Annotated in this window: 30 protein-coding genes; 1 reads left to right on the top strand and 29 read right to left on the bottom strand. The window is 66.6% G+C overall.

All coding sequences use genetic code 11. The features are described 5' to 3' along the window. Window positions 1-5: 5 nt before the first annotated feature. The 24 genes from map to rpsJ all read right to left on the bottom strand — a co-directional run bounded on the left by map (window position 6) and on the right by rpsJ (window position 12819). Complete coding sequence (map, locus tag ASD30_RS12690; protein ID WP_056681722.1) at window positions 6-827, bottom strand: type I methionyl aminopeptidase; 822 nt, start codon at window positions 825-827, stop codon at window positions 6-8. Between the two features lie 4 nt (window positions 828-831). After that, window positions 832-1401, bottom strand: a complete 570-nt coding sequence (locus ASD30_RS12695) for an adenylate kinase (protein WP_056684915.1) — start codon at window positions 1399-1401, stop codon at window positions 832-834. A gap of 20 nt (window positions 1402-1421) precedes the next feature. Further along, window positions 1422-2723 (bottom strand): preprotein translocase subunit SecY, encoded by a 1302-nt coding sequence (gene secY, locus ASD30_RS12700; RefSeq protein ID WP_056681725.1) that lies wholly within the window; start codon window positions 2721-2723, stop codon window positions 1422-1424. Between the two features lie 194 nt (window positions 2724-2917). Then, complete coding sequence (rplO, locus tag ASD30_RS12705) at window positions 2918-3358, bottom strand: 50S ribosomal protein L15 (RefSeq protein WP_056681727.1); 441 nt, start codon at window positions 3356-3358, stop codon at window positions 2918-2920. A gap of 1 nt (window position 3359) precedes the next feature. After that, window positions 3360-3542, bottom strand: a complete 183-nt coding sequence (gene rpmD, locus ASD30_RS12710; protein ID WP_056681735.1) for a 50S ribosomal protein L30 — start codon at window positions 3540-3542, stop codon at window positions 3360-3362. After that, window positions 3542-4153 (bottom strand): 30S ribosomal protein S5, encoded by a 612-nt coding sequence (rpsE, locus tag ASD30_RS12715; protein ID WP_056681737.1) that lies wholly within the window; start codon window positions 4151-4153, stop codon window positions 3542-3544. Before rpsE ends, rpmD begins: the two co-directional genes overlap by 1 nt. Window positions 4154-4181: 28 nt before the next feature. Continuing rightward, window positions 4182-4565, bottom strand: coding sequence for a 50S ribosomal protein L18 (gene rplR, locus ASD30_RS12720; RefSeq protein ID WP_056681741.1), 384 nt, complete (start codon window positions 4563-4565; stop codon window positions 4182-4184). A 2-nt stretch (window positions 4566-4567) separates the two neighbouring features. Next, complete coding sequence (gene rplF / locus ASD30_RS12725; protein ID WP_056681744.1) at window positions 4568-5110, bottom strand: 50S ribosomal protein L6; 543 nt, start codon at window positions 5108-5110, stop codon at window positions 4568-4570. 38 nt (window positions 5111-5148) lie between these two features. Further along, on the bottom strand, window positions 5149-5568 hold the full coding sequence (gene rpsH / locus ASD30_RS12730) for a 30S ribosomal protein S8 (RefSeq protein ID WP_056681747.1): 420 nt from the start codon (window positions 5566-5568) through the stop codon (window positions 5149-5151). An 82-nt stretch (window positions 5569-5650) separates the two neighbouring features. Then, complete coding sequence (locus tag ASD30_RS12735; RefSeq protein ID WP_011757321.1) at window positions 5651-5836, bottom strand: type Z 30S ribosomal protein S14; 186 nt, start codon at window positions 5834-5836, stop codon at window positions 5651-5653. Window position 5837: 1 nt separating this feature from the next. After that, the gene (rplE, locus tag ASD30_RS12740; protein WP_056681750.1) at window positions 5838-6404 is read right to left on the bottom strand and encodes a 50S ribosomal protein L5; all 567 of its coding nucleotides are present in this window, start codon (window positions 6402-6404) and stop codon (window positions 5838-5840) included. Between the two features lies 1 nt (window position 6405). Next, complete coding sequence (gene rplX, locus ASD30_RS12745; protein WP_056681752.1) at window positions 6406-6762, bottom strand: 50S ribosomal protein L24; 357 nt, start codon at window positions 6760-6762, stop codon at window positions 6406-6408. Further along, a complete protein-coding gene (gene rplN / locus ASD30_RS12750) occupies window positions 6762-7130 on the bottom strand; it encodes a 50S ribosomal protein L14 (RefSeq protein ID WP_056681755.1) in 369 nt (122 codons plus the stop codon). Before rplN ends, rplX begins: the two co-directional genes overlap by 1 nt. 118 nt (window positions 7131-7248) lie before the next feature. Beyond that, window positions 7249-7527: a 30S ribosomal protein S17 gene (gene rpsQ, locus ASD30_RS12755; protein WP_056681758.1), complete on the bottom strand. Its 279-nt coding sequence runs from the start codon at window positions 7525-7527 to the stop codon at window positions 7249-7251. Continuing rightward, window positions 7524-7772: a 50S ribosomal protein L29 gene (gene rpmC, locus ASD30_RS12760; protein ID WP_056681761.1), complete on the bottom strand. Its 249-nt coding sequence runs from the start codon at window positions 7770-7772 to the stop codon at window positions 7524-7526. The genes rpsQ and rpmC overlap by 4 nt, the downstream gene beginning before the upstream one ends. Beyond that, window positions 7772-8191 carry a 50S ribosomal protein L16 gene (gene rplP / locus ASD30_RS12765; RefSeq protein WP_056681764.1) on the bottom strand — a complete coding sequence of 140 codons (420 nt, stop codon included), beginning with the start codon at window positions 8189-8191 and terminating at the stop codon, window positions 7772-7774. Before rplP ends, rpmC begins: the two co-directional genes overlap by 1 nt. Before the next feature lie 3 nt (window positions 8192-8194). Then, window positions 8195-9037 (bottom strand): 30S ribosomal protein S3, encoded by an 843-nt coding sequence (gene rpsC / locus ASD30_RS12770; protein ID WP_056681767.1) that lies wholly within the window; start codon window positions 9035-9037, stop codon window positions 8195-8197. After that, the gene (rplV, locus tag ASD30_RS12775; protein WP_082563813.1) at window positions 9037-9474 is read right to left on the bottom strand and encodes a 50S ribosomal protein L22; all 438 of its coding nucleotides are present in this window, start codon (window positions 9472-9474) and stop codon (window positions 9037-9039) included. The genes rpsC and rplV overlap by 1 nt, the downstream gene beginning before the upstream one ends. Next, window positions 9471-9752: a 30S ribosomal protein S19 gene (gene rpsS / locus ASD30_RS12780; protein ID WP_056681770.1), complete on the bottom strand. Its 282-nt coding sequence runs from the start codon at window positions 9750-9752 to the stop codon at window positions 9471-9473. Before rpsS ends, rplV begins: the two co-directional genes overlap by 4 nt. Window positions 9753-9758: 6 nt before the next feature. Next, window positions 9759-10595 carry a 50S ribosomal protein L2 gene (gene rplB, locus ASD30_RS12785; protein WP_056681773.1) on the bottom strand — a complete coding sequence of 279 codons (837 nt, stop codon included), beginning with the start codon at window positions 10593-10595 and terminating at the stop codon, window positions 9759-9761. Window positions 10596-10626: 31 nt separating this feature from the next. Then, on the bottom strand, window positions 10627-10932 hold the full coding sequence (gene rplW / locus ASD30_RS12790; RefSeq protein WP_056681776.1) for a 50S ribosomal protein L23: 306 nt from the start codon (window positions 10930-10932) through the stop codon (window positions 10627-10629). Beyond that, window positions 10929-11843 (bottom strand): 50S ribosomal protein L4, sunset domain variant, encoded by a 915-nt coding sequence (rplD, locus tag ASD30_RS12795; RefSeq protein ID WP_056681779.1) that lies wholly within the window; start codon window positions 11841-11843, stop codon window positions 10929-10931. Before rplD ends, rplW begins: the two co-directional genes overlap by 4 nt. Next, window positions 11840-12499 carry a 50S ribosomal protein L3 gene (gene rplC, locus ASD30_RS12800; RefSeq protein ID WP_056681783.1) on the bottom strand — a complete coding sequence of 220 codons (660 nt, stop codon included), beginning with the start codon at window positions 12497-12499 and terminating at the stop codon, window positions 11840-11842. Before rplC ends, rplD begins: the two co-directional genes overlap by 4 nt. 11 nt (window positions 12500-12510) lie before the next feature. Next, the gene (rpsJ, locus tag ASD30_RS12805; RefSeq protein ID WP_008360994.1) at window positions 12511-12819 is read right to left on the bottom strand and encodes a 30S ribosomal protein S10; all 309 of its coding nucleotides are present in this window, start codon (window positions 12817-12819) and stop codon (window positions 12511-12513) included. A gap of 439 nt (window positions 12820-13258) precedes the next feature. Here rpsJ and ASD30_RS12810 point away from each other — a divergent pair, with 439 nt between their 5' ends. Next, complete coding sequence (locus ASD30_RS12810) at window positions 13259-13996, top strand: tetratricopeptide repeat protein (RefSeq protein WP_156393637.1); 738 nt, start codon at window positions 13259-13261, stop codon at window positions 13994-13996. A 74-nt stretch (window positions 13997-14070) separates the two neighbouring features. Here ASD30_RS12810 and ASD30_RS12815 read toward each other — a convergent pair whose 3' ends face one another. From ASD30_RS12815 to fusA, 5 genes are all read right to left on the bottom strand, one after another. Continuing rightward, window positions 14071-15471 carry a hypothetical protein gene (locus tag ASD30_RS12815; RefSeq protein ID WP_056681789.1) on the bottom strand — a complete coding sequence of 467 codons (1401 nt, stop codon included), beginning with the start codon at window positions 15469-15471 and terminating at the stop codon, window positions 14071-14073. Window positions 15472-15476: 5 nt separating this feature from the next. Beyond that, on the bottom strand, window positions 15477-16196 hold the full coding sequence (gene trmB / locus ASD30_RS12820; RefSeq protein ID WP_056681793.1) for a tRNA (guanosine(46)-N7)-methyltransferase TrmB: 720 nt from the start codon (window positions 16194-16196) through the stop codon (window positions 15477-15479). A 185-nt stretch (window positions 16197-16381) separates the two neighbouring features. Beyond that, window positions 16382-16954, bottom strand: coding sequence for a mismatch-specific DNA-glycosylase (locus tag ASD30_RS12825; RefSeq protein ID WP_056681796.1), 573 nt, complete (start codon window positions 16952-16954; stop codon window positions 16382-16384). 219 nt (window positions 16955-17173) lie between these two features. Continuing rightward, a complete protein-coding gene (gene tuf / locus ASD30_RS12830; RefSeq protein WP_056681799.1) occupies window positions 17174-18367 on the bottom strand; it encodes an elongation factor Tu in 1194 nt (397 codons plus the stop codon). Between the two features lie 75 nt (window positions 18368-18442). Further along, complete coding sequence (fusA, locus tag ASD30_RS12835) at window positions 18443-20554, bottom strand: elongation factor G (protein ID WP_056681802.1); 2112 nt, start codon at window positions 20552-20554, stop codon at window positions 18443-18445. Window positions 20555-20566: the final 12 nt, after the last annotated feature.

A 20566-nucleotide genomic window follows, 5' to 3' on the forward strand; every position in this document is an offset into this window, starting at 1 on the left:
ATCGGTCAGCGTCCGCCGTACGGGACACCCAGTTCAGCGAGCTTGGCCTGGCCGCCGTCGAGTGCGGTCAGGATCCACGCACCGTCGGGTGTGAGGGTGAAGGTGTGCTCGTAGTGGGCGGCCCAGCTGCCGTCGGTGGTGACGATGGTCCAGTCGTCGTCGAGCACCGCGGTGCGCTTGGTGCCGAGGGTGACCATCGGCTCGACGGCCAGGGCCAGCCCACGCACGATCTTGGGTCCGCGACCACGCCGTCCGACGTTGGGGACGTTGGGCGGCTGGTGCATCTCGGTGCCGATGCCGTGGCCGGTGAAGTCCTCGAGGATGCCGTAGTCGCCCTGCGAACGCACATAGCTCTCGACCGCGTGGGAGATGTCGCCGACCTTGCCACCCAGGCGTGCGGCCGCGAAGCCGCGCCACATGGACTCCTCGGTGACCCGCATCAGCTCGGCGACGTCGGCAGGGACCTCGCCGATGGCGACCGTGACGGCCGCGTCACCGTGCCAACCGTCGACGATCGCGCCGCAGTCGATCGAGATGATGTCGCCCTCGGCCAGCGCCCGGTCGCCCGGGATGCCGTGCACGACCTCATCGTTGACCGAGGCGCAGATCGAGGCCGGGAACGGCGGGTCGGCGTACCCCTTGAACGAGGGGATGCCGCCGCCGGACCGGATGTTGTCCTCGGCGATCGCGTCGAGCTCACCAGTCGTGACCCCGACCTTGGCGGACCGGCGCAGCAGCTCGAGGGTCTCCCCCACGAGCAGGCCGGCGACCCGCATCTTCTCGATCTGCTCGGGGGTCTTGATCTGGATCCCGCGCTCGAACACGATCGGGTCAGCTGCCTCGGGACTCGAGGGCGTCGAAGATGCGGTGCGTCACGGCGTCGATCTCGCCCATGCCGTCGACGTCGACGACGAGTCCGCGGCCGCCGTACACCTCGATCAGGGGTGCGGTCTGCTCGGTGTAGACCTCCTGGCGGCGACGGATCACCTCTTCGGTGTCATCGGCGCGGCCTTCGATCTGGGCACGCTGGAGCAGCCGCGAGATCAGCTCTTCCTTGTCGGCGGTGAGTACGACGACCGCGTTGACCGGGTGGCCCTCGCCGACCATCTCGTCGAGCTCCTCGACCTGGGCGAGCGTGCGCGGGTAGCCGTCGAGCAGGAACCCGGGCTCCGCGTCGGGCTGGGCCAGACGGTCGCGCACCATGGCGTTGGTGAGCTCGTCGGGGACGTACTCGCCGGCGTCCATGTAGCGCTGGGCGTCGACGCCGAGCGGGGTCTTGCCGGCCACGTTGGCGCGGAAGATGTCACCGGTGGAGATGGCGGGGATACCGAAGTGGTTGGCAATCACCTTGGCCTGCGTGCCCTTGCCGGCACCCGGCGGGCCCATCAGGATGATGCGCATTCCCTTGAGGTTGGAGGTCATCAGCGGAGGAATCCTTCATAGTTGCGCTGCTGGAGCTGGCTCTCGATCTGCTTCACCGTGTCGAGCGCGACGCCAACCATGATCAAGATGGAGGTTCCGCCGAACGGGAAGTTCTGGCTGGCCTGGATCACTGCGAAGGCGATCAGGGGGATCAGCGAGATGAGACCGAGGTAAAGCGCGCCCGGGAAGGTGATCCGGGACAGGACGTAGGACAGGTAGTCCTCGGTCGGCTTGCCCGCACGGATGCCGGGAATGAAGCCGCCGTACTTCTTCATGTTGTCCGCGACTTCCTTCGGGTCGAAGGTGATCGAGACGTAGAAGTAGGTGAAGAAGATGATGAGCAGGAAGTAGATCGCCATGTAGCCCGGGTGGCTGCCGTCGACGAGGTACTTCTGGACCCAGTTGATCCAGCCCGGCTGGTCGGCCTTGCCCTGGTTGAACTGCACCGCCATGGCGGGGAGGTACATCAGCGACGAGGCGAAGATGACCGGGATGATGCCGGCCTGGTTCACCTTGAGCGGGATGTACGTCGAGCTGCCGCCGAACATCTTGCGGCCGACCATGCGCCGGGCGTATTGCACCGGGATGCGGCGCTGGGCCTGCTCGATGAAGATGACGGCCGCGACCAGGATCAGGCCGATGACCATGACGATGGAGAAGGTCAGCCAGCCCTTGCTGGTCTGCACGCCCCACAAGGCACCCGGGAACGTCGCCACGACCTGGGTGAAGATGAGGATCGACATGCCGTTGCCGATGCCGCGCTCGGTGATCAGCTCACCGAGCCACATGATCACGGCGGTGCCGGCGGTCATGGTGATCACCATGACGAGGAACGTCTGGGTGTCTTCCTTGTGCAGGAGCGGGAGCTCACAGCCCTGCAGCAGCTGGCGGTTGCGGGCCAGGGCCACGATGCCGGTGGCCTGGAGCAGCGCGAGCGCGAGCGTGAGGTAACGGGTGTACTGGGTGATCTTCGTCTGGCCGGACTGCCCCTCCTTCTTGAGCGCTTCGAGCCGCGGGATGACCACGACGAGCAGCTGCAGGATGATGGAGGCGGTGATGTAGGGCATGATGCCCAGCGCGAAGACGGTGAGCTGCAGGAGCGCTCCACCGGAGAACAGGTTGATCAGGCTGTAGACCGAGTTGTCCTGGACGTCACTGATGCAGGACTGCACGTTCGCGGTGTTCACACCGGGTGCAGGGAAGGTCGAGCCGAACCGGAAGATCACGATGATCCCCAGGACGAAGAGCAACTTGCGTCGCAGGTCCGGTGTCCGGAAAGCGTTGGCGAACGCGCCTAGCACGTGATCCTCTTTCTCAAGTCAGTCGGTGATCGAGCTCGTCGAGCGCTGTGTCGAGCCTGTCGAGATGACCACACTGCCCCGGCCGGGCCAGAACTCGGGGAAGCCTAACAGGCAACTCAATGCCGCCCGCAGTCGAGACAGGGCGAGGGGCGCCGGACGAATCCGGGCCCCTCGCCTGTACTACGAATGTTCGATCAGAGCACCGTGACCGAGCCGCCAACGGCCTCGATCTTCTCCTTGGCCGAACCGGAGAACGCGTTCGCGCTCACCTGGACGGCGACGGAGATGTCACCCTGGCCGAGAACCTTCACCGGGTGACCGTCGCGGACGGCACCCTTGCTGATCAGGTCTTCGACGGTGATGGTGCCACCCTCGGGGAAGAGCTCCGAGATGCGGTCGAGGTTGACGACCTGGAACTCCACCTTGAAGGGGTTCTTGAAGCCCTTGAGCTTCGGCAGACGCATGTGCAGGGGCATCTGGCCACCCTCGAAGGCAACCGGAACCTGGTAACGCGCCTTGGTGCCCTTGGTACCGCGGCCCGCGGTCTTGCCCTTGGAGCCCTCACCACGACCAACACGGGTCTTGGCGGTCTTGGCACCGGGGGCAGGACGCAAGTGGTGCAGCTTGAGCGTCATGTCAGTTCACTTCCTCAACGGTCACGAGGTGGCGCACGGTCTGGACCATCCCACGGATCTCGGGACGGTCCTCCTTCACGACCACGTCGCCGATCCGCTTCAGGCCGAGCGAGCGCAGGGTCTCGCGCTGGTTCGCCTTGCAGCCGATCGTGGACTTCTTCTGCTCGACCTTGAGCTGAGCCATTACTGGGCCACCTCCGCCCGAGCCTTGAGCAGGGCGGCCGGGGCCACCTGCTCGACGGTCAGGCCACGACGGGCGGCAACAGCCTCGGGCTCTTCCAGCATGCGCAGCGCCTCGACGGTCGCGTGCACGATGTTGATCTGGTTCGAGGAACCGAGCGACTTGCTCAGGATGTCGTGGATGCCGGCGGCTTCGAGCACCGCGCGCACCGGACCACCGGCAATGACACCGGTACCGGGGGCTGCCGGACGGAGCATGACGACGCCAGCCGCCTTCTCGCCCTGCACCGGGTGCGGGATGGTGCCCTGGACGCGGGGAACCTTGAAGAAGTTCTTCTTGGCTTCCTCCACGCCCTTGGCGATCGCCGCGGGAACTTCCTTGGCCTTGCCGTAACCGACACCAACCATGCCTTCGCCGTCACCGACGACCACCAGGGCGGTGAAGCTGAAGCGACGACCACCCTTGACGACCTTGGCGACACGGTTGATCGCAACGACGCGCTCGATGTACGCGGTCTTGTCGGCCTGCTGGCCTCCACGACCGTCGCGTCCACGGCGGTCACCGCCACCCTGGCGCTCACCACCGGCGCGCTGTCCGCGCTGGGGTCCGCTCATGAGAACTACCTCTTCCTTGTCTTTGCGATCAGAACGTCAGGCCGCCCTCGCGGGCGCCATCGGCAAGGGCCGCGATGCGGCCGTGGTAACGGTTGCCAGCGCGGTCGAAGACCACGCCCTCGACGCCAGCTGCCTTGGCACGCTCGGCAACGAGCTCGCCGACCTTCTTGGCCTTGGCAGTCTTGTCGCCTTCGAAACCACGCAGGTCGTTCTCCATGGTCGAGGCCGACGCGAGCGTCTTGCCGACCAGGTCGTCGACGACCTGAACACTGATGTGCTTGGTCGAACGGGTCACGACGAGGCGGGGGCGCTCCGTCGTACCGTGCAGCTTCTTGCGACCACGCTTCTGGCGACGCAGACGCGACGCAGTGCGGGTGGCCGTGTGCTTGTTGTGCTTCAGTGAGATCGCCATGGTCACTTACCAGCCTTTCCGACCTTGCGGCGGATGTGCTCACCCGCGTAGCGAACGCCCTTGCCCTTGTAGGGCTCGGGCTTGCGCAGCTTGCGGATGTTGGCCGCAACCTCGCCGACCAACTGCTTGTCGATCCCGGAGACACCGAGCTTGGTCGGTCCCTCCACGGTGAACGTGATGCCCTCGGGGGCGTTGAACGTGATCGAGTGGGAGTAACCGAGCTGGAACTCCAGCTGGGTCGGGCCCTTCGACAGGACGCGGTAACCCACGCCGACGATCTCGAGCTTCTTCTCGTAGCCCTCGGTGACACCCACGACCATGTTGCTGATCAGGGTGCGGGTCAGACCGTGCAACGAGCGGCTCTCGCGCTCGTCGTTCGGACGCTTGACCTCGAGTACGCCGTCCTCACCGCGCTCGACGGTGATGGGAGCGGCCACGTTGTGGCTCAGGCTGCCCTTGGGGCCCTTGACCGTCACGAGGCTCTGCTCGATCTGGACGTCGACACCCGAGGGGAGCGTGATGGGGAGCTTGCCAATGCGCGACATGCTTGTTCCTCTACCTTTCCTTGCTCTCGGTGTGCCGACTACCAGACGTAGGCGAGGACTTCCCCACCCACGCCCTTCTTGTTGGCCTGACGGTCGGTCAGCAGGCCCTGGCTGGTCGAGATGATCGCGACCCCCAGTCCGCCGAGGACGCGGGGCAGGCCCGTGCTCTTGGCGTAGACCCGCAGGCCGGGCTTGCTGATGCGGCGAACGCCCGCAATGGAGCGCTCGCGGTTGCGGCCGTACTTGAGCGTGATGGTCAGCGTCTTGCCGACCTCCGGCTCGCCCTCGGCTGAGACGTTGTCCTTCACCTCGAAGGAGGTGATGTAACCCTCCTGCTGGAGGATCTCGGCAACGCCCGCCTTGAGCTTGCTGTACGGCATGGCAACCGAGTCGTGGAACGCCTGGTTGGCGTTGCGCAGACGCGTGAGCATGTCTGCGATCGGGTCAGTCATCGTCATGGCCGGATTGGCCCTTTCTCCACCGTGGTTTCGTGCCCGCATCTCGGGCACGACCTTCAGCGATCGTTTTTGGTTTGGGGTCTTACCAGGAGGACTTGGTGACGCCGGGCAGCTCGCCGCGGTGCGCCATCTCCCGGAGGCAGATCCGGCACAGGCCGAACTTGCGGTAGACGGCCTTGGGCCGGCCACAACGCTGGCAGCGGGTGTAACCGCGGACAGCGAACTTCGGCTTGCGGGCGGCCTTCACCTTGAGGGCGGTCTTCGCCATGTCAGTTGCCTTCCTTGAAGGGGAAGCCGAGCTGCTTGAGCAGCGCGCGACCCTCATCGTCATTGGTGGCGGTGGTCACGACGGTGATGTCCATACCGCGCGACCGGTCGATCCGGTCCTGGTCGATCTCGTGGAACATGACCTGCTCGGTCAGACCGAAGGTGTAGTTGCCACGGCCGTCGAACTGGTTGCCGTTGAGGCCGCGGAAGTCGCGGATGCGGGGCAGGGCCAAGGACAGCAGGCGGTCGAGGAACTCCCACATGCGGTCGCCGCGCAGCGTGACGTGCGCGCCGATCGGCATGCCCTCACGCAGCTTGAACTGCGCGATGGACTTGCGGGCCTTCGTGACCTGCGGCTTCTGACCGGTGATCGCGGTGAGGTCCTTGACCGCACCCTCGATCAGCTTGGAGTCGCGGGCAGCCTCGCCGACGCCCATGTTGACCACGATCTTGGTCAGGCCGGGAACCTGCATCACGTTCGCGAACTCGAACTCGGCCCGGAGGGCGGGAACGATCTCTTCGCGGTAGCGCGCCTTGAGACGCGGTGCGTTGGTCTGGGTCTCAGTCATCTCAGATTTCCTTACCGGTCTTGCGCGAGACGCGGACGCTGCGCTGAGCGGTGTAGGTCGAACCGTCGGAGCGACGCTTGGTGACCTCGTCGCGACGGAAGCCGATGCGGGTGACGCCGTCACCCTCGACCAGCATCACGTTCGAGACGTGGATCGGGGCCTCGGTGGTCACGATGCCACCGGTGTTCCCGCTGCCCTGGTTGACGACCTTCTCGTGCTTCTTGACGCGGTTGACGCCCTCGACGATGACGCGGTCCTCGTCACGGAGAACGCTGATGACCTTGCCCTCGGCGCCCTTGTCCTTGCCCGCGATCACCTTGACGGTGTCGCCCTTCTTGATGTTCAGCGACTTACCCATCACAGCACCTCCGGGGCGAGCGAGATGATCTTCATGAACTTCTTCTCGCGCAGCTCACGACCCACGGGGCCGAAGATGCGGGTACCTCGCGGCTCGCCGTCCGCCTTGAGGATCACGGCTGCGTTCTCGTCGAAGCGGATGTAGGAACCGTCCTGACGACGACGCTCCTTCACCGTGCGTACGACGACAGCCTTGACGACGTCACCCTTCTTGACGTTGCCACCGGGGATCGCGTCCTTCACGGTGGCAACGATGGTGTCGCCGATACCGGCGTAGCGCCGACCAGAACCACCGAGAACACGGATGCAAAGGATTTCCTTCGCACCGGTGTTGTCGGCGACCTTGAGTCGCGACTCCTGCTGGATCATCGGGTTTTCTCCTGAATGTCGTGCCGGTTCTCAGCGCCCATCCCGAGACGAACGGGGCGTGAGCCTTGCCGAACTGATATTTGACGTAGAGCTGGTGAGGGCCTGGCAGGCCCTCCGATCACTTGGCCTTTTCGAGGATCTCGACGAGGCGCCACCGCTTGGTGGCCGACAGGGGGCGGGTCTCCATGATCAGGACCCGGTCGCCGATGCCGCACTCGTTCTGCTCGTCGTGGACCTTGAGCTTGCTGTTGCGGCGAAGGACCTTGCCGTACAGCGCGTGCTTCACGCGGTCCTCGACGCTGACCACGACGGTCTTGTCCATCTTGTCGCTGACGACGAGACCCTCGCGAACCTTGCGGCTCGAGCGGTCTGCCTCAACTGCGGTCTGCTCGCTCATGCGGCGCCACCATCCTTCTCGGCCTCAGTGCTGGTGCCCGGGGCGGATCGAATGCCGAGCTCGCGCTCACGCACCACGGTGTAGATCCGGGCGATGTCCTTCTTGACCAGGCGAAGCCGGCCGTGGCTCTCCAGCTGGCCGGTGGCCGCCTGGAAACGGAGGTTGAAGAGCTCCTCCTTGGCCTCCCGAAGCTTGGCTTCGAGGTCGACGCCGGAAAGGTCGTCGAGTTCAAATGCGGTGCTCATCAGAATTCACCAACCTCACGCGAGATGAACCGGCACTTCATCGGAAGCTTGTGCGCGGCAAGGCGCATGGCCTCGCGGGCAACTTCTTCGGTGACACCGGAGAGTTCGAACATGACGCGGCCGGGCTTGACGTTGGCAACCCACCACTCCGGGGAACCCTTACCGGAACCCATGCGGGTCTCGGCAGGCTTCTTGGTCAGCGGGCGGTCCGGGTAGATGTTGATCCAGACCTTTCCGCCGCGCTTCATGTGACGGGTCATCGCGATACGAGCGGACTCGATCTGACGGTTGGTCACGTAGGACGGCTCGAGCGCCTGGAGACCGTACTCTCCGAAGGAGATGCGGGTCCCACCCTTGGCAGCACCGGTCCGCTTGGGGTGGTGCTGCTTGCGGTGCTTGACACGACGGGGCATCAACATGGCTCAGGCCTCCCCAGAGGTAGCAGCGGTTGCCTCGGCCGCGGGGGCCTCGGCTGCGGGAGCCTCGGCGGCAGGCGCCTCGGCGGTGGCCGAACGGTCCGAGCGGTTGGGACGGTCGCCACGCGAGCCACGGCTCGGGCGCTCTCCGCCACGGCCGCCACGACCGCCACGACCGGGGGCACCGGCGCGGGCAGCAGCCTGCGCCTCGCGCTCGGCACGGGTGCCGGCGACCTCGCCCTTGTAGATCCAGACCTTCACGCCGATGCGGCCGAAGGTGGTGCGAGCCTCGTAGAAGCCGTAGTCGATGTCCGCACGCAGGGTGTGCAGCGGCACGCGACCCTCGCGGTAGAACTCGGTACGCGACATCTCCGCGCCGTTCAGTCGGCCCGAGCACTGGATCCGGATGCCCTTGGCGCCGGAGCGCATGGACGTCTGGATCGCCTTGCGCATGGCACGACGGAACTGGACACGGCCGGAGAGCTGCTCGGCAACGCCCTGGGCGACCAGCTGCGCGTCGACCTCGGGGTTCTTGACCTCGAGGATGTTCAGCTGCACCTGCTTGCCGGTGAGCTTCTCGAGCTCGCCGCGGATGCGGTCGGCCTCGGCGCCGCGGCGACCGATGACGATGCCCGGGCGGGCCGTGTGGATGTCCACGCGGACACGGTCACGGGTGCGCTCGATCTCGACCTTGGAGATGCCGGCCCGCTCCATGCCCTTGGAGAGCAGCTTGCGGATCGCGACGTCTTCACCGACGTACGACTTGTACAGCTTGTCGGCGTACCAACGGCTCTTGTGGTCCGTCGAGATGCCGAGGCGGAAGCCGTTCGGGTTGATTTTCTGCCCCATCAGGCAGTCCGTCCCTTCTTCACGTTCTTCTGCGCAGCGACGACGTCCGCCGGCTGCACAACAAGAGTGATGTGGCTGGTGCGCTTGTTGATCCGGGTGGCCCGGCCCTGCGCACGCGGGCGCCAACGCTTCATCGTCGGACCCTCGTCGACCATCGCGGTCGAGATCACCAGGGTGCCGGCGTCCAGCCCCTCGGTGGTCTCGGCGTTCGCAACGGCGCTCTCGAGGATCTTGAACACGGTCTCGGCGGCCGACTGCGGCGCGAACTGCAGCAGCGCGAGGGCGTCCTCGACGGGCAGACCGCGAACCATGTCGACGACACGGCGGGCCTTCATCGGGGTGATCCGCACGAAGCGGGCGCTCGCGAAGGCGCCGGGCTGGTCACCGAGAAGCGAATCGCGGCGTGCGCTGGTGCGCTTACGCTCTGTGACACTCATCGACGACGTCCCTTCCGGTCTTCCTTCACGTGCCCGCGGTAGGTGCGGGTCGGGGCAAATTCACCGAGCTTGTGGCCGACCATCGAGTCGGACACGAAGACGGGAACGTGCTTGCGACCGTCGTGCACGGCGATGGTGTGACCGATCATGTCGGGCACGATCATCGACCGGCGCGACCAGGTCTTGATGACGTTGTGCGAGCCCTTTTCGTTTTCGGCGTCCACCTTCTTCTGCAGGTGGCCGTCGACGAACGGGCCCTTCTTCAGGCTACGAGGCATAGTCGGTTACTTCCTACCCTTGCCGGACTTGCGGCGACGAATGATCTGGGAGTCGGAGGCCTTGCGCTTGCGCGTGCGGCCCTCGGGCTTGCCCCAGGGGGACACCGGGTGGCGACCACCGGACGTCTTGCCCTCACCACCACCGTGCGGGTGGTCGACCGGGTTCATGACGACACCACGGACGGTCGGGCGCTTGCCCTTCCAGCGCATGCGGCCGGCCTTGCCCCAGTTGATGTTCGACTGCTCGGCGTTGCCGACCTCACCGATCGTGGCGCGGCAGCGCACGTCGACGAAGCGCATCTCGCCGGACGGCATGCGCAGTGTGGCGCGCGAGCCCTCCTTGGCGACGAGCTGGGCCGAGTTGCCGGCCGAGCGGGCGATCTTCGCTCCGCCGCCCGGACGAAGCTCCACACAGTGGATCGTCGAACCGACGGGGATGTTGCGCAGCGGCAGGTTGTTGCCCGGCTTGATGTCGGCGTTGGCGCCCGACTCGACCGGCGTGCCCTGCTCCAGGCCCTTCGGCGCGATGATGTAGCGCTTCTCGCCGTCGGCGTAGTGCAGCAGCGCGATGCGCGCGGTGCGGTTGGGGTCGTACTCGATGTGCGCGACCTTGGCCGGGACACCGTCCTTGTCGTAGCGACGGAAGTCGATGACGCGGTAGGCACGCTTGTGACCGCCACCCTGGTGACGCGTGGTGATGCGTCCCTGGTTGTTGCGGCCGCCCTTCTTGGGCAGCGGGCGCGTCAGCGACTTCTCCGGAGTGGTCCGGGTGATCTCGACGAAGTCGGCGACCGACGAGCCACGACGGCCCGGGGTAGTCGGCTTGTACTTGCGGATAGCCATTTTCTCTCAGTCCTCTGCTAGAAGGCGCCGGTCAGGAGACCGGGCCCCCGAAGATGTCGATGCGGTGGCCCTCAGCGAGGCTGACGATGGCGCGCTTGGTGTCCGCGCGCTTGCCCATGCCGAAACGCGTACGACGCGTCTTGCCCTGGCGGTTGATCGTGTTGACCGACGTGACCTTGACGTTGAACACCTTCTCGACCGCGATCTTGATCTCGGTCTTGTTGGCGTCGGGACGCACGACGAAGGTGTACTTGTTGGCGTCGAGAAGGGCGTAGCTCTTCTCGGACACGACCGGCGCGATCAGGATGTCGCGGGGGTCCTTGTTCAGGGTGCTCACTTGTCGTCCTCCTCAGTGGCAGCAGCCTTCTTGCCGGCCTCGACGAAGCCAGCGGCCTCGGCGTCGGCAGCGGTCTTGAACCAGACCTCGGCCACCGTGGCGTCGTACCAGCGGCCACCGGGGGCGTGGTACTTCATGGAGTCCTTGTTGCCCTTGATCTCGTAGCCCTCGGGCGCGTCGCCGTTCTCCAGCGGCTGTGCGCCACCGGCGTGGTCGGCGTCGTCGACGGCTGCGAAGGCCTTGACCTCGGCGGCCGGGGCCTCCGTGGTCTCGGACTCAGCGGCAACGGCCTTGACCGACTTGCCCTTCGGCGTACCGGCCACCAGGGCGTCGAACGAGCCCTTGGTGAAGACCACGTCGTCGGAGTGCAGGACGTCGTAGGTGTTGAGCTGGTCGACGGCCAGGATGTGGACGTTCGGCGCGTTGCGCAGGGACAGCCAGGTGAGGTTGTCGCCACGCTCGAGCACGACCAGGAAGTTCTTGCGCTCGCTGAGCGAGGCCAGGGCGGCAATGGCGTCCTTGGTCGACGGCTTGGAGCCGGAGACGAGGGACTCGACCACGTGGATGCGGTCGTTGACGGCCCGGTCGGTCAGCGCGCCCTTGAGGGCGGCGGCCTTCATCTTCTTGGGGGTGCGCTGGTCGTAGTCACGCGGCTGCGGACCGTGGACGATGCCACCGCCGGCGAACTGCGGCGCGCGGGTCGAGCCCTGACGGGCGCGGCCGGTGCCCTTCTGCTTGTAGGGCTTGCGACCACCACCGCGCACCTCGGCGCGCGTCTTGGTGGAGTGCGTCCCCTGACGCGCAGCGGCCTGCTGGGCCACGACGACCTGGTGGATCAGCGGGATGCTGACCTGGACGTCGAAGATCTCGGCGGGGAGGTCGACCTTGGCGACCTTCGCGTTGGTGCTCACTGGGAGACCTCCTTCTTGACGGCCGAGCGCAGGACGACGAGCCCACCCTTGGGGCCGGGAACGGCACCCTTGAGCAGCACGAGGCCCTTCTCGACGTCGACGGCGTGGACGGTGACGTTCTGGGTGGTGATCGTGTCGCCACCCATCCGGCCGGCCATGCGCATGCCCTTGAAGACACGACCCGGAGTGGCGCAGGCGCCGATCGAGCCGGGCTTGCGGTGGTTGCGGTGGGCACCGTGCGAGGCGGACACACCGTGGAAGCCGTGACGCTTCATGACACCGGCGTAGCCCTTGCCCTTGCTGGTGCCGGTGACGTCGATCTCGTCGCCGGCGGCGAACAGCTCGGGGCTGATCTCCTGGCCGACGGAGTACGACGCGGCGTCAGCGGTGCGGATCTCGACGAGGTGACGGCGCGGCGTGACGCCGGCCTTCTCGAAGTGACCCGAGGCAGGCTTGGTGACCTTGCGTCCCTCGATCTCGCCGAAGCCGATCTGGATGGCGTTGTAGCCATCGGTCTCGGGCTGGCGGACCTGGGTGACGACGTTGGTCGAAGCCGCGATCACGGTGACGGGGACGATCTTGTTGTTCTCGTCCCAGGTCTGGGTCATGCCCAGCTTGGTGCCTACAAGGCCCTTGATGTTGTGTTCAGTAGTCATGACTCCCGACCTCAGAGCTTGATCTCGATGTCGACACCGGCAGGCAGGTCGAGGCGCATGAGCGAGTCGACCGTCTTCGGCGTGGGGTCAATGATGTCGATGAGGCGCTTGTGGGTGCGCATCTCGAAGTGCTCGCGGGAGTCCTTGTACTTGTGCGGCGAGCGAATCACGCAATAGACGTTCTTCTCGGTCGGCAGCGGCACAGGGCCGGCGACCTTCGCGCCCGTACGGGTCACGGTGTCAACAATCTTCCGCGCCGAGGTGTCGATCACCTCGTGGTCATAGGCCTTGAGCCTGATGCGGATCTTCTGTCCCGCCATAGGTCTCTCTCGTCCCTTGTCTCTAGTACCGGTGTGGGTACCGCGTGCAGTCTGTCTCGACACGACTCCGGGTGAAGTCGTCCCGCCGCGCTCCGCCGACCCCCGCGGTCGGGCGTGTCGCGCTGACTTCGCGCAACTACAGCCGTGATTCCGCTGGATTTGTTGGTGGCGCCCGACGGGTTCGTCGAGCTGATCGGGTCTCCCTCTGATGGCTCAGAGCGGTGCGGACGCACGCCGACCACCGATCTCGAACTCAAGAGACGCGATTCAGTAGTCAAGTTTGCCGCACCCCGGCGACCCGCCGGAGCAACCGGACTATCTTGGCAGAGATCACCCCGACTTACCAAATCGGTTGGGGCGGGGATCCTGCGACACTCCGGTTCGGGGCACAATCGCCCCGTTGATGCCTCCGAAAGGTACCCCGTTGGACACTGAATCGGTGATTCCTGAGCAGTTGTGGGACTTCGAGGACCCCTCGTCGAGCCTCGAGAGGTTCCGGGCCCTCCGTGCCGCCGCGACCGGCGACTCGCCGGCCGACTCCGTGCTGGCCACCCAGGAGGCGCGGGCGCTCGGCCTGCTCGAGCAGTACGCCGAGGCGCACGGCGTGCTCGACGGCCTGGACCCTTCCCTCTCCCCCGAGGTCGCCACCCGCATTCATCTCGAGCGTGGCCGCCTTCTCCGCAGCGCCGGCCACGACCCGGCGCACGCCGCCACGGAGTTCGAGGCAGCCGCGTCCGCGGCCGGCGTGGCAGGGCTCGAGGCACTCCACGTCGACGCCCTGCACATGCTGGCCCTGATGGTCGAGTCACCCGCCGACCAGGCCGCCGCGAACCGCCGCGCCCTCGACGTCGCACTCGCCTCGCAGGAGCAGCGGGCCCGCGACTGGGACGCCTCCCTGCTCAACAACCTGGGCTGCGCGCTCGTCGACGACGCTCAGCTCGAAGAGGCCCTGGAGACCTTCCGCCAGGCCCTGACCGCCCGGATCCGCATCGGGTCGGCGCGGGAGATCCAGATCGCCCGCTGGATGGTCGGCTGGACCCTGCGGCTCCTGGGCCGGACCGACGAGGCGCGCACGGTGCAACACGGCCTGCGACTCGAGCTCGACGCGGCCGGCATCGAGGACGAGTACGTCGACGAGGAGCTCGCCCTGCTGGGTCCGGCCGACGAGCCTTCCTGAGCCACTCCCCCGACGCTGACGTGTTCAGTGCCACCGGATGTCGGTGGTTCGACCAGCTCTCGACGGGTCTCGTGTCAGAGGTCTCCCACCTCGGCGGCGTCCTGCAACTGCTCGTCGGCAAGGATCTCGATGCGGTGCAGGGCCCAGATGCGAGCGCACAGGTCATGACTGTCCTCGCGCACCTCGGTGCGGTCCTGGTCGGCCAGCACCCCGAGCACGGCCGGGCTTCTCTCTGCTGACCTGCTCTCGGCAATCCGCCGGGCCTGATGATCCTCGAAGAGGATGCTCAACGCGGCTCGGGCACGGGGCTCCGCCGCGCCGATCGCGTGCACCGACCCGACCGCGGCGCGACCGCTGGCGACGAACTGCGCGGCCGCCATGACGTCGGCCCACGGCATCGCCAGCTCCGCCGGCATCACCACCATGTGCAGGTGAGGGTCCTCGGGAGTGATCACCCCGAACATGCCGACAGCCAGGATCGCCGCGACACCGGCCAGCACGCACGCGAGCACCGGTCCGGTGAAGGCGGTGACGAGCAGGATGCAGAAGCTGACGAGCGCGAGCAGGGCAAGCCCGGTGGCAGCGCCGCTGCGCACTCCGTGAACGCGACGCCGAGTCCGCGCCTTCTTGACGTCGACAAAAGGTCGGCGTGGATTCGGCAGTTCGAGGTCGGCCCCGGGCGCGGCGTAGTGGCGGCGTCGGAGCTGCACCAGCGACGCGAAGTCGATGTCGTCCTCCCGGCCTCTGAGCGGCGCCAGGCCGGCCGACACCACGGTCTCGGTGGCCGAGGCCGCCGAGGCCAGCTCGTCGGCGTCGAATGCTGGGAGGGTGTCGATCAGCCCGCGTCGTACGCCGGTGTCCCCGGTCTGTGAATCGAGTGCTCGGCTCACCCGCTCGGCATGGGCCCGTAGCGCGAACGCTTCGGCGCCGAGCTCGTCGGCCCGGGACTGCAGCCGGGCCCTCTCGACGTCGGAGAGCTGGTCCTCCCCTAGAGCGGTCACGGCGGCCCGCATCTCGGCCTCGTGTGCTGCGAACACGGACCAGGACAGGTCGAAGTGGTCACGGTCCGCGGAGTCGGCGGCCGCGGCGAAGTCGGTCCAGGGTCGGGCCACCCGGCGGGCCATGGCGACGTCGATGAAGCGGCCTCCCATGAACGCCAGGAGCTTCGCGACGCCCAGCCCCACGAGCAGCGCCAGGCCCAGCATGATCCAGCCGAGCGACGTCTGACCATGGCGCCAGTAGTTGGTGGCGAGAGACGTGGCAACGAGCATCGCGACGACGACGATCAAGCAGCCGAAGGCCGGGCGATCGTTGCCCGGCCGTTCGGGTCCGCCTTCCTGACCCGGCACCGCGTACGCAGGATTCGGCACCTGGTCGAACCTGAGCTCCTCGCCTGCTGCGGCGTACCACTCCTGGCGACTGACCCTCAGGATGCCGAGGTCGGTGCAGCTCTCGTCGGAGTGGTCGGGCGGCACGCGAGTCAGACCTTGCGGTAGAGAAGCTCGATCGGCGCACGGCCCTCGGCCAGGCCCCGTCGTTCGAAACGGGTCACCGGACGGTCGTCCCAGCGCGGGACCACGCCACCCTTGAGTGCCGGCTCTGCGTCGAGCACCTCCACCATCTGCTCCGCATAGTCGGCCCAGTCGGTGGCCAGTCGCCACACTCCCCCGCCGACCAGTCGGCTGGCCACCAGCGCGGCGAAGTCGGGGGTCACCAGGCGACGCTTGTGGTGCCGCTTCTTGTGCCACGGGTCGGGGAAGAACGTCCACAGCTCGGCGAGCTGGCCCGGCCCGACCAGGTGCTCCATCGACCAGACTGCGTCGACACTGCTCATCCGCACGTTGTCGACGCCTGCCTCGCCGAGCCGACCGATGGTCTCGGCCACCCCGGGGTGCCAGACCTCGAAGCCGACCACGTTGTACGACGACCGCGCGGCGGCCAGCGCAGCGGTCGCCTCACCGACTCCGCAGCCGATCTCGATGATCAGCGGCTGGTCCGTCGTGAACTGCCCGGTCAGGCTGAACTCGGGCTGGTCCACTGCGTCGTCGGGGATGACGTAGCGGTCGGCGTACGCGTCCCAGGCCAACTGTTGCTTGGGTGTGAGCCGGCTGCCCCGGCGCGAATAGGTGAGCACTTCGCGCACCCGGCGACCGTCATCGGTCACCTTGTTGTGCGGTCGGGCGGGGCGGGACTGGTTCATGGCCGGACAAGTCTAAGGGCGCGCGCTCGCGAACTGCCCGTCAGGCGTCGTGGTAGGGCGGGAGCGGCGGCGGCTCCGGCCAACCACGCTTCTGAGCCGCGTAGGCATAGGCCCCGCAGCAAACTTGGTGAGCAGCACCCTGACCGGATTCACCGACACGTGTCCGGCGCCATCCGCAGGCACGCTTAGACGTCGAGCAGGCCGGCGGCGCGGGCGGGCGCGGCGTACGCCTCGGCGAGGGAGGCGACGGTCTCGTGGGCGTTGAGGCCGCTCGGGTTGGGCACCACCCAGAGGTCGGCGCCGGCCAGGCCTTCGGTCTGGCGACCGGCGAGTGCCTTCGGTAGCCCGAAGGCGGTGCGGTACGCCGTGATCCCGGCGACCGCCACCACGAGTGGCCGGTGCTCGGCGACGAACCCGGCCAGCCTCGCGGAGCCGGTGCGAAGCTCCGCGCGATCGAGCTCGTCGGCCCTGGCCGTGGCCCGGCGTACGAGGTTGGTGATGCCGATCCCGCGGGCGATCATCATGGCCCGGTCGTCGTCGGTCATGCCCGCGGCCGGGTCGATCGGTCGCGGAGTGATGCCCGCGGCGTACAGGGCCGGGTAGAAGCGATTGACCGGGTGCGCGAAGTGGGTCTTCGTGGCGGCCGTCCAGAGACCGGGGTTGATCCCGACGAACAGCAGGCGGAGGCCGGGGCCGACCAGGTCGGGCACCTCGGCGTCGCGGAACGACTCGAGCTCGGCACGCGAGAAACGGGGCATGCCCCCATCCCACCAGACCGCACGAACCGTGTGTTCTTGCGTCGCGAACCGTGGATGGTTGCGCCCCGAACCGTGGGTTCTTGCGGTCTTGCACCAAGAACTCACGGCTCGGACGTCAAGAACCCACGGCTCGCGCATCAAGAACCCACGGTTGGGGATGCGAAAGGCCCTGCACCGCGAGCGGTGCAGGGCCTTTCGGGTGAAGCAGGTGAGGCTAGATCACTTGGTGATCTTGGTGACGCGACCGGCGCCAACCGTGCGGCCACCCTCGCGGATGGCGAAGCGCAGACCCTCGTCCATGGCGATGGGCTGGATCAGCTCGACGACCATCTCGGTGTTGTCACCGGGCATGACCATCTCGGTGCCCTCGGGAAGGGTCACAACGCCCGTCACGTCCGTCGTACGGAAGTAGAACTGCGGACGGTAGTTGTTGAAGAACGGCGTGTGACGGCCGCCCTCCTCCTTCGAGAGGATGTAGACCGAGGCCTCGAAGTTGGTGTGCGGGGTCGTGGTGCCCGGCTTGATGACAACCATGCCGCGCTCGATGTCCTCGCGCTTGGTGCCACGAAGCAGCAGACCGACGTTCTCACCGGCCTGGCCCTCGTCGAGCAGCTTGCGGAACATCTCGACGCCGGTGACGACCGACTTCTGAGCGGTGTCGCGGATGCCGATGATCTCGACCTCCTCGTTCACCTTCACGATGCCCCGCTCGATGCGGCCCGTGATGACGGTGCCGCGACCGGTGATCGTGAAGACGTCCTCGACAGGCATGAGGAACGGCTTGTCGGTCTCACGCTCGGGAGTCGGGATGGACTCGTCGACAGCCTTCATCAGCTCGAGGATCGACTCGCCCCACTTGGCGTCGCCCTGCAGCGCCGGGAAGGCGGCAACGCGAACGACCGGGATGTCGTCGCCCGGGAACTCGTACTCGGAGAGGAGCTCGCGCACCTCCATCTCGACGAGCTCGATGAGCTCCTCGTCGTCGACCATGTCGCACTTGTTGAGCGCCACGACCAGGGCCGGCACGCCGACCTGGCGGGCGAGCAGCACGTGCTCACGCGTCTGCGGCATCGGACCGTCGGTGGCGGCGACCACGAGGATCGCGCCGTCCATCTGGGCCGCACCGGTGATCATGTTCTTGATGTAGTCCGCGTGACCCGGGCAGTCAACGTGCGCGTAGTGGCGCGCCTCGGTCTGGTACTCGACGTGCGCGATCGAGATCGTGATGCCGCGCTGGCGCTCTTCGGGCGCCTTGTCGATCTCGTCGAATGCGGAAGCCGCGTTCAGCTCCGGGTACGCGTCGTGCAGCACCTTGGTAATCGCCGCGGTCAGCGTCGTCTTACCGTGGTCGATGTGACCGATGGTGCCGATGTTGACGTGCGGCTTGGTCCGCTCGAACTTCGCCTTAGCCACTGTGGGCTCCTCCTGGGTTGTGTGTTTCTTGACTCGTAAATGTGGGTGTTGCTGTGCCGAGGATCCGGACGAGTGTCACTCGCCGCGAACCTTCTTGATGATCTCGTCGGCGACGTTCGTGGGAACCTCGGCGTACGAGTCGAACTCCATCGAGTACGACGCCTGGCCTGAGGTCTTGGACCTCAGGTCGCCAACGTACCCGAACATCTCGGAAAGCGGCACGAGCGCGTTGACGACCATGTCGCCGTGACGCTCTTCCTGTGCCTGGATCTGACCGCGACGCGAGTTGATGTCACCGATGACGGTTCCGAGGAAGCTGTCAGGGGTGGTCACCTCGACCGCGAACATCGGCTCGAGCAGCACCGGCTTCGCCATGCGGGCGGCCTCCTTGAAGGCCTGGTTGCCGGCGAGCTTGAACGCGAGCTCGGACGAGTCGACGTCGTGGTAGGCGCCGTCCTCGAGCGTGAACTTCACGTCGACCATCGGGTAGCCGGCGAGCACGCCGAACTCCATGGCGGCCTGGCCACCCTGGTCGACCGACGGGATGTACTCGCGCGGCACGCGGCCACCCGAGACGTTGTTCACGAACTCGTAGCCGGCACCAGTGCCGGTCTCCGGGTCGATGTTGGGGCCGAGCGAGATGACGACCTTGGCGAACTGACCCGAACCACCGGTCTGCTTCTTGTGGGTGTAGCTGTGGTTCGTGACGTCCTTGCGGAGCGTCTCGCGGTAGGCCACCTGCGGCTTGCCGACGGTCGCCTCGACGCGGAACTCGCGCTTCATGCGGTCGACGAGGATCTCCAGGTGGAGCTCGCCCATGCCGGCGATGATCGTCTGGCCGGTCTCTTCGTCGGTCTTCACCGTGAAGGTCGGGTCCTCGTCGGAGAGGCGCTGGATCGCGGTGCCCAGCTTCTCCTGGTCGGACTTCGTCTTCGGCTCGATGGCGACCTCGATCACCGGGGCCGGGAACGACATGGACTCGAGGACGACCGGGTTCTGCGGGTCACACAGGGTGTGACCGGTCTTGGTGTCCTTGAGGCCCATGACGGCGACGATCTGGCCAGCACCCACCGACGCGATCTCCTCGCGCTTGTTGGCGTGCATCTGGTAGACCTTGCCGATGCGCTCCTTGCGGCCGTTGACCGGGTTGAGCACCGTCGAACCGGCCTCGAGCTTGCCGGAGTAGACGCGGACGTAGATCAGCTTGCCGAGGTGCGGGTCGGTCGCGATCTTGTAGGCAAGACCGGAGAACGGCTCGTCGTCGGAAGGCTGACGCACGATCTCCTTCTCCTCGTCGTTGGGCGCGTGCCCGACGATGCCCTCGATGTCGAGGGGCGAGGGAAGGAACTTGACGACCGCGTCGAGCAGGGGCTGGACGCCCTTGTTCTTGAAGGCGGTGCCACAGAGGACCGGGTTGAGCTTGTCGGCGAGCGTCGCGCGACGGATGGCCGCCTCGAGCTCCTCGACGGTGAACTCACCCTCCTCGAGGTACTTCTCCATGATCTCGTCGTCGGCCTCGGAGAGCGTCTCGAGCAGCTTGATGCGGTATTCCGCGGCCTGCTCGGCCAGCTCGGCGGGGATCTCCTCGACGGTGTAGTCCTCACCCATCGTGGTCTCGCCACGCCAGGTCAGGGCACGCATGCCGACCAGGTCGACGACACCGAGGAAGTCGCCCTCGGCGCCGATCGGGATCTGGAGCACCAGCGGGGTGGAGTTGAGCCGCTCGACCATCATGTCGACGCAACGGAAGAAGTCGGCACCGGTGCGGTCCAGCTTGTTCACGAAGCACATGCGGGGGACGGAGTACTTGTTGGCCTGACGCCACACCGTCATGGTCTGGGGCTCGACACCGGCAACACCGTCGAAGACCGCGACGGCACCGTCGAGGACGCGCAGCGAGCGCTCGACCTCGGCGGTGAAGTCGACGTGACCCGGGGTGTCGATGATGTTGATCTGGTGCTTCTTCCACCAGCAGGTGGTCGCAGCAGAGGTGATCGTGATGCCACGCTCCTGCTCCTGCTCCATCCAGTCCATCGTGGCCGCACCCTCGTGGACTTCACCGATCTTGTAGGTGATGCCCGTGTAGAACAGGATGCGCTCGGTGGTGGTGGTCTTACCGGCATCGATGTGCGCCATGATGCCGATGTTGCGGACCGTGTTGAGGTCCGTGGTGATGTCGACAGCCACTTAAGTGATGTC

Source organism: Nocardioides sp. Root140 (assembly GCF_001426745.1).
Classification (GTDB): Bacteria; Actinomycetota; Actinomycetes; order Propionibacteriales; family Nocardioidaceae; genus Nocardioides.

Coding starts and splice junctions, on each gene's coding strand:
- ASD30_RS12695 (WP_056684915.1), bottom strand. CDS start 1,401: ATGCGCATCATCCTGATGGGCCCGCCGGGTGCCGGCAAGGGCACGCAG.
- rplO (WP_056681727.1), bottom strand. CDS start 3,358: ATGACGCTCAAGCTGCACCACTTGCGTCCTGCCCCCGGTGCCAAGACC.
- rpmD (WP_056681735.1), bottom strand. CDS start 3,542: ATGGCTCAGCTCAAGGTCGAGCAGAAGAAGTCCACGATCGGCTGCAAG.
- rpsE (WP_056681737.1), bottom strand. CDS start 4,153: ATGAGCGGACCCCAGCGCGGACAGCGCGCCGGTGGTGAGCGCCAGGGT.
- rplR (WP_056681741.1), bottom strand. CDS start 4,565: ATGGCGATCTCACTGAAGCACAACAAGCACACGGCCACCCGCACTGCG.
- rplF (WP_056681744.1), bottom strand. CDS start 5,110: ATGTCGCGCATTGGCAAGCTCCCCATCACGCTCCCCTCGGGTGTCGAC.
- rpsH (WP_056681747.1), bottom strand. CDS start 5,568: ATGACGATGACTGACCCGATCGCAGACATGCTCACGCGTCTGCGCAAC.
- ASD30_RS12735 (WP_011757321.1), bottom strand. CDS start 5,836: ATGGCGAAGACCGCCCTCAAGGTGAAGGCCGCCCGCAAGCCGAAGTTC.
- rplE (WP_056681750.1), bottom strand. CDS start 6,404: ATGACTGAGACCCAGACCAACGCACCGCGTCTCAAGGCGCGCTACCGC.
- rplX (WP_056681752.1), bottom strand. CDS start 6,762: ATGGGTAAGTCGCTGAACATCAAGAAGGGCGACACCGTCAAGGTGATC.
- rplN (WP_056681755.1), bottom strand. CDS start 7,130: ATGATCCAGCAGGAGTCGCGACTCAAGGTCGCCGACAACACCGGTGCG.
- rpsQ (WP_056681758.1), bottom strand. CDS start 7,527: ATGAGCGAGCAGACCGCAGTTGAGGCAGACCGCTCGAGCCGCAAGGTT.
- rpmC (WP_056681761.1), bottom strand. CDS start 7,772: ATGAGCACCGCATTTGAACTCGACGACCTTTCCGGCGTCGACCTCGAA.
- rplP (WP_056681764.1), bottom strand. CDS start 8,191: ATGTTGATGCCCCGTCGTGTCAAGCACCGCAAGCAGCACCACCCCAAG.
- rpsC (WP_056681767.1), bottom strand. CDS start 9,037: ATGGGGCAGAAAATCAACCCGAACGGCTTCCGCCTCGGCATCTCGACG.
- rplV (WP_082563813.1), bottom strand. CDS start 9,474: ATGAGTGTCACAGAGCGTAAGCGCACCAGCGCACGCCGCGATTCGCTT.
- rpsS (WP_056681770.1), bottom strand. CDS start 9,752: ATGCCTCGTAGCCTGAAGAAGGGCCCGTTCGTCGACGGCCACCTGCAG.
- rplB (WP_056681773.1), bottom strand. CDS start 10,595: ATGGCTATCCGCAAGTACAAGCCGACTACCCCGGGCCGTCGTGGCTCG.
- rplC (WP_056681783.1), bottom strand. CDS start 12,499: ATGACTACTGAACACAACATCAAGGGCCTTGTAGGCACCAAGCTGGGC.
- rpsJ (WP_008360994.1), bottom strand. CDS start 12,819: ATGGCGGGACAGAAGATCCGCATCAGGCTCAAGGCCTATGACCACGAG.
- trmB (WP_056681793.1), bottom strand. CDS start 16,196: ATGAACCAGTCCCGCCCCGCCCGACCGCACAACAAGGTGACCGATGAC.
- ASD30_RS12825 (WP_056681796.1), bottom strand. CDS start 16,954: ATGCCCCGTTTCTCGCGTGCCGAGCTCGAGTCGTTCCGCGACGCCGAG.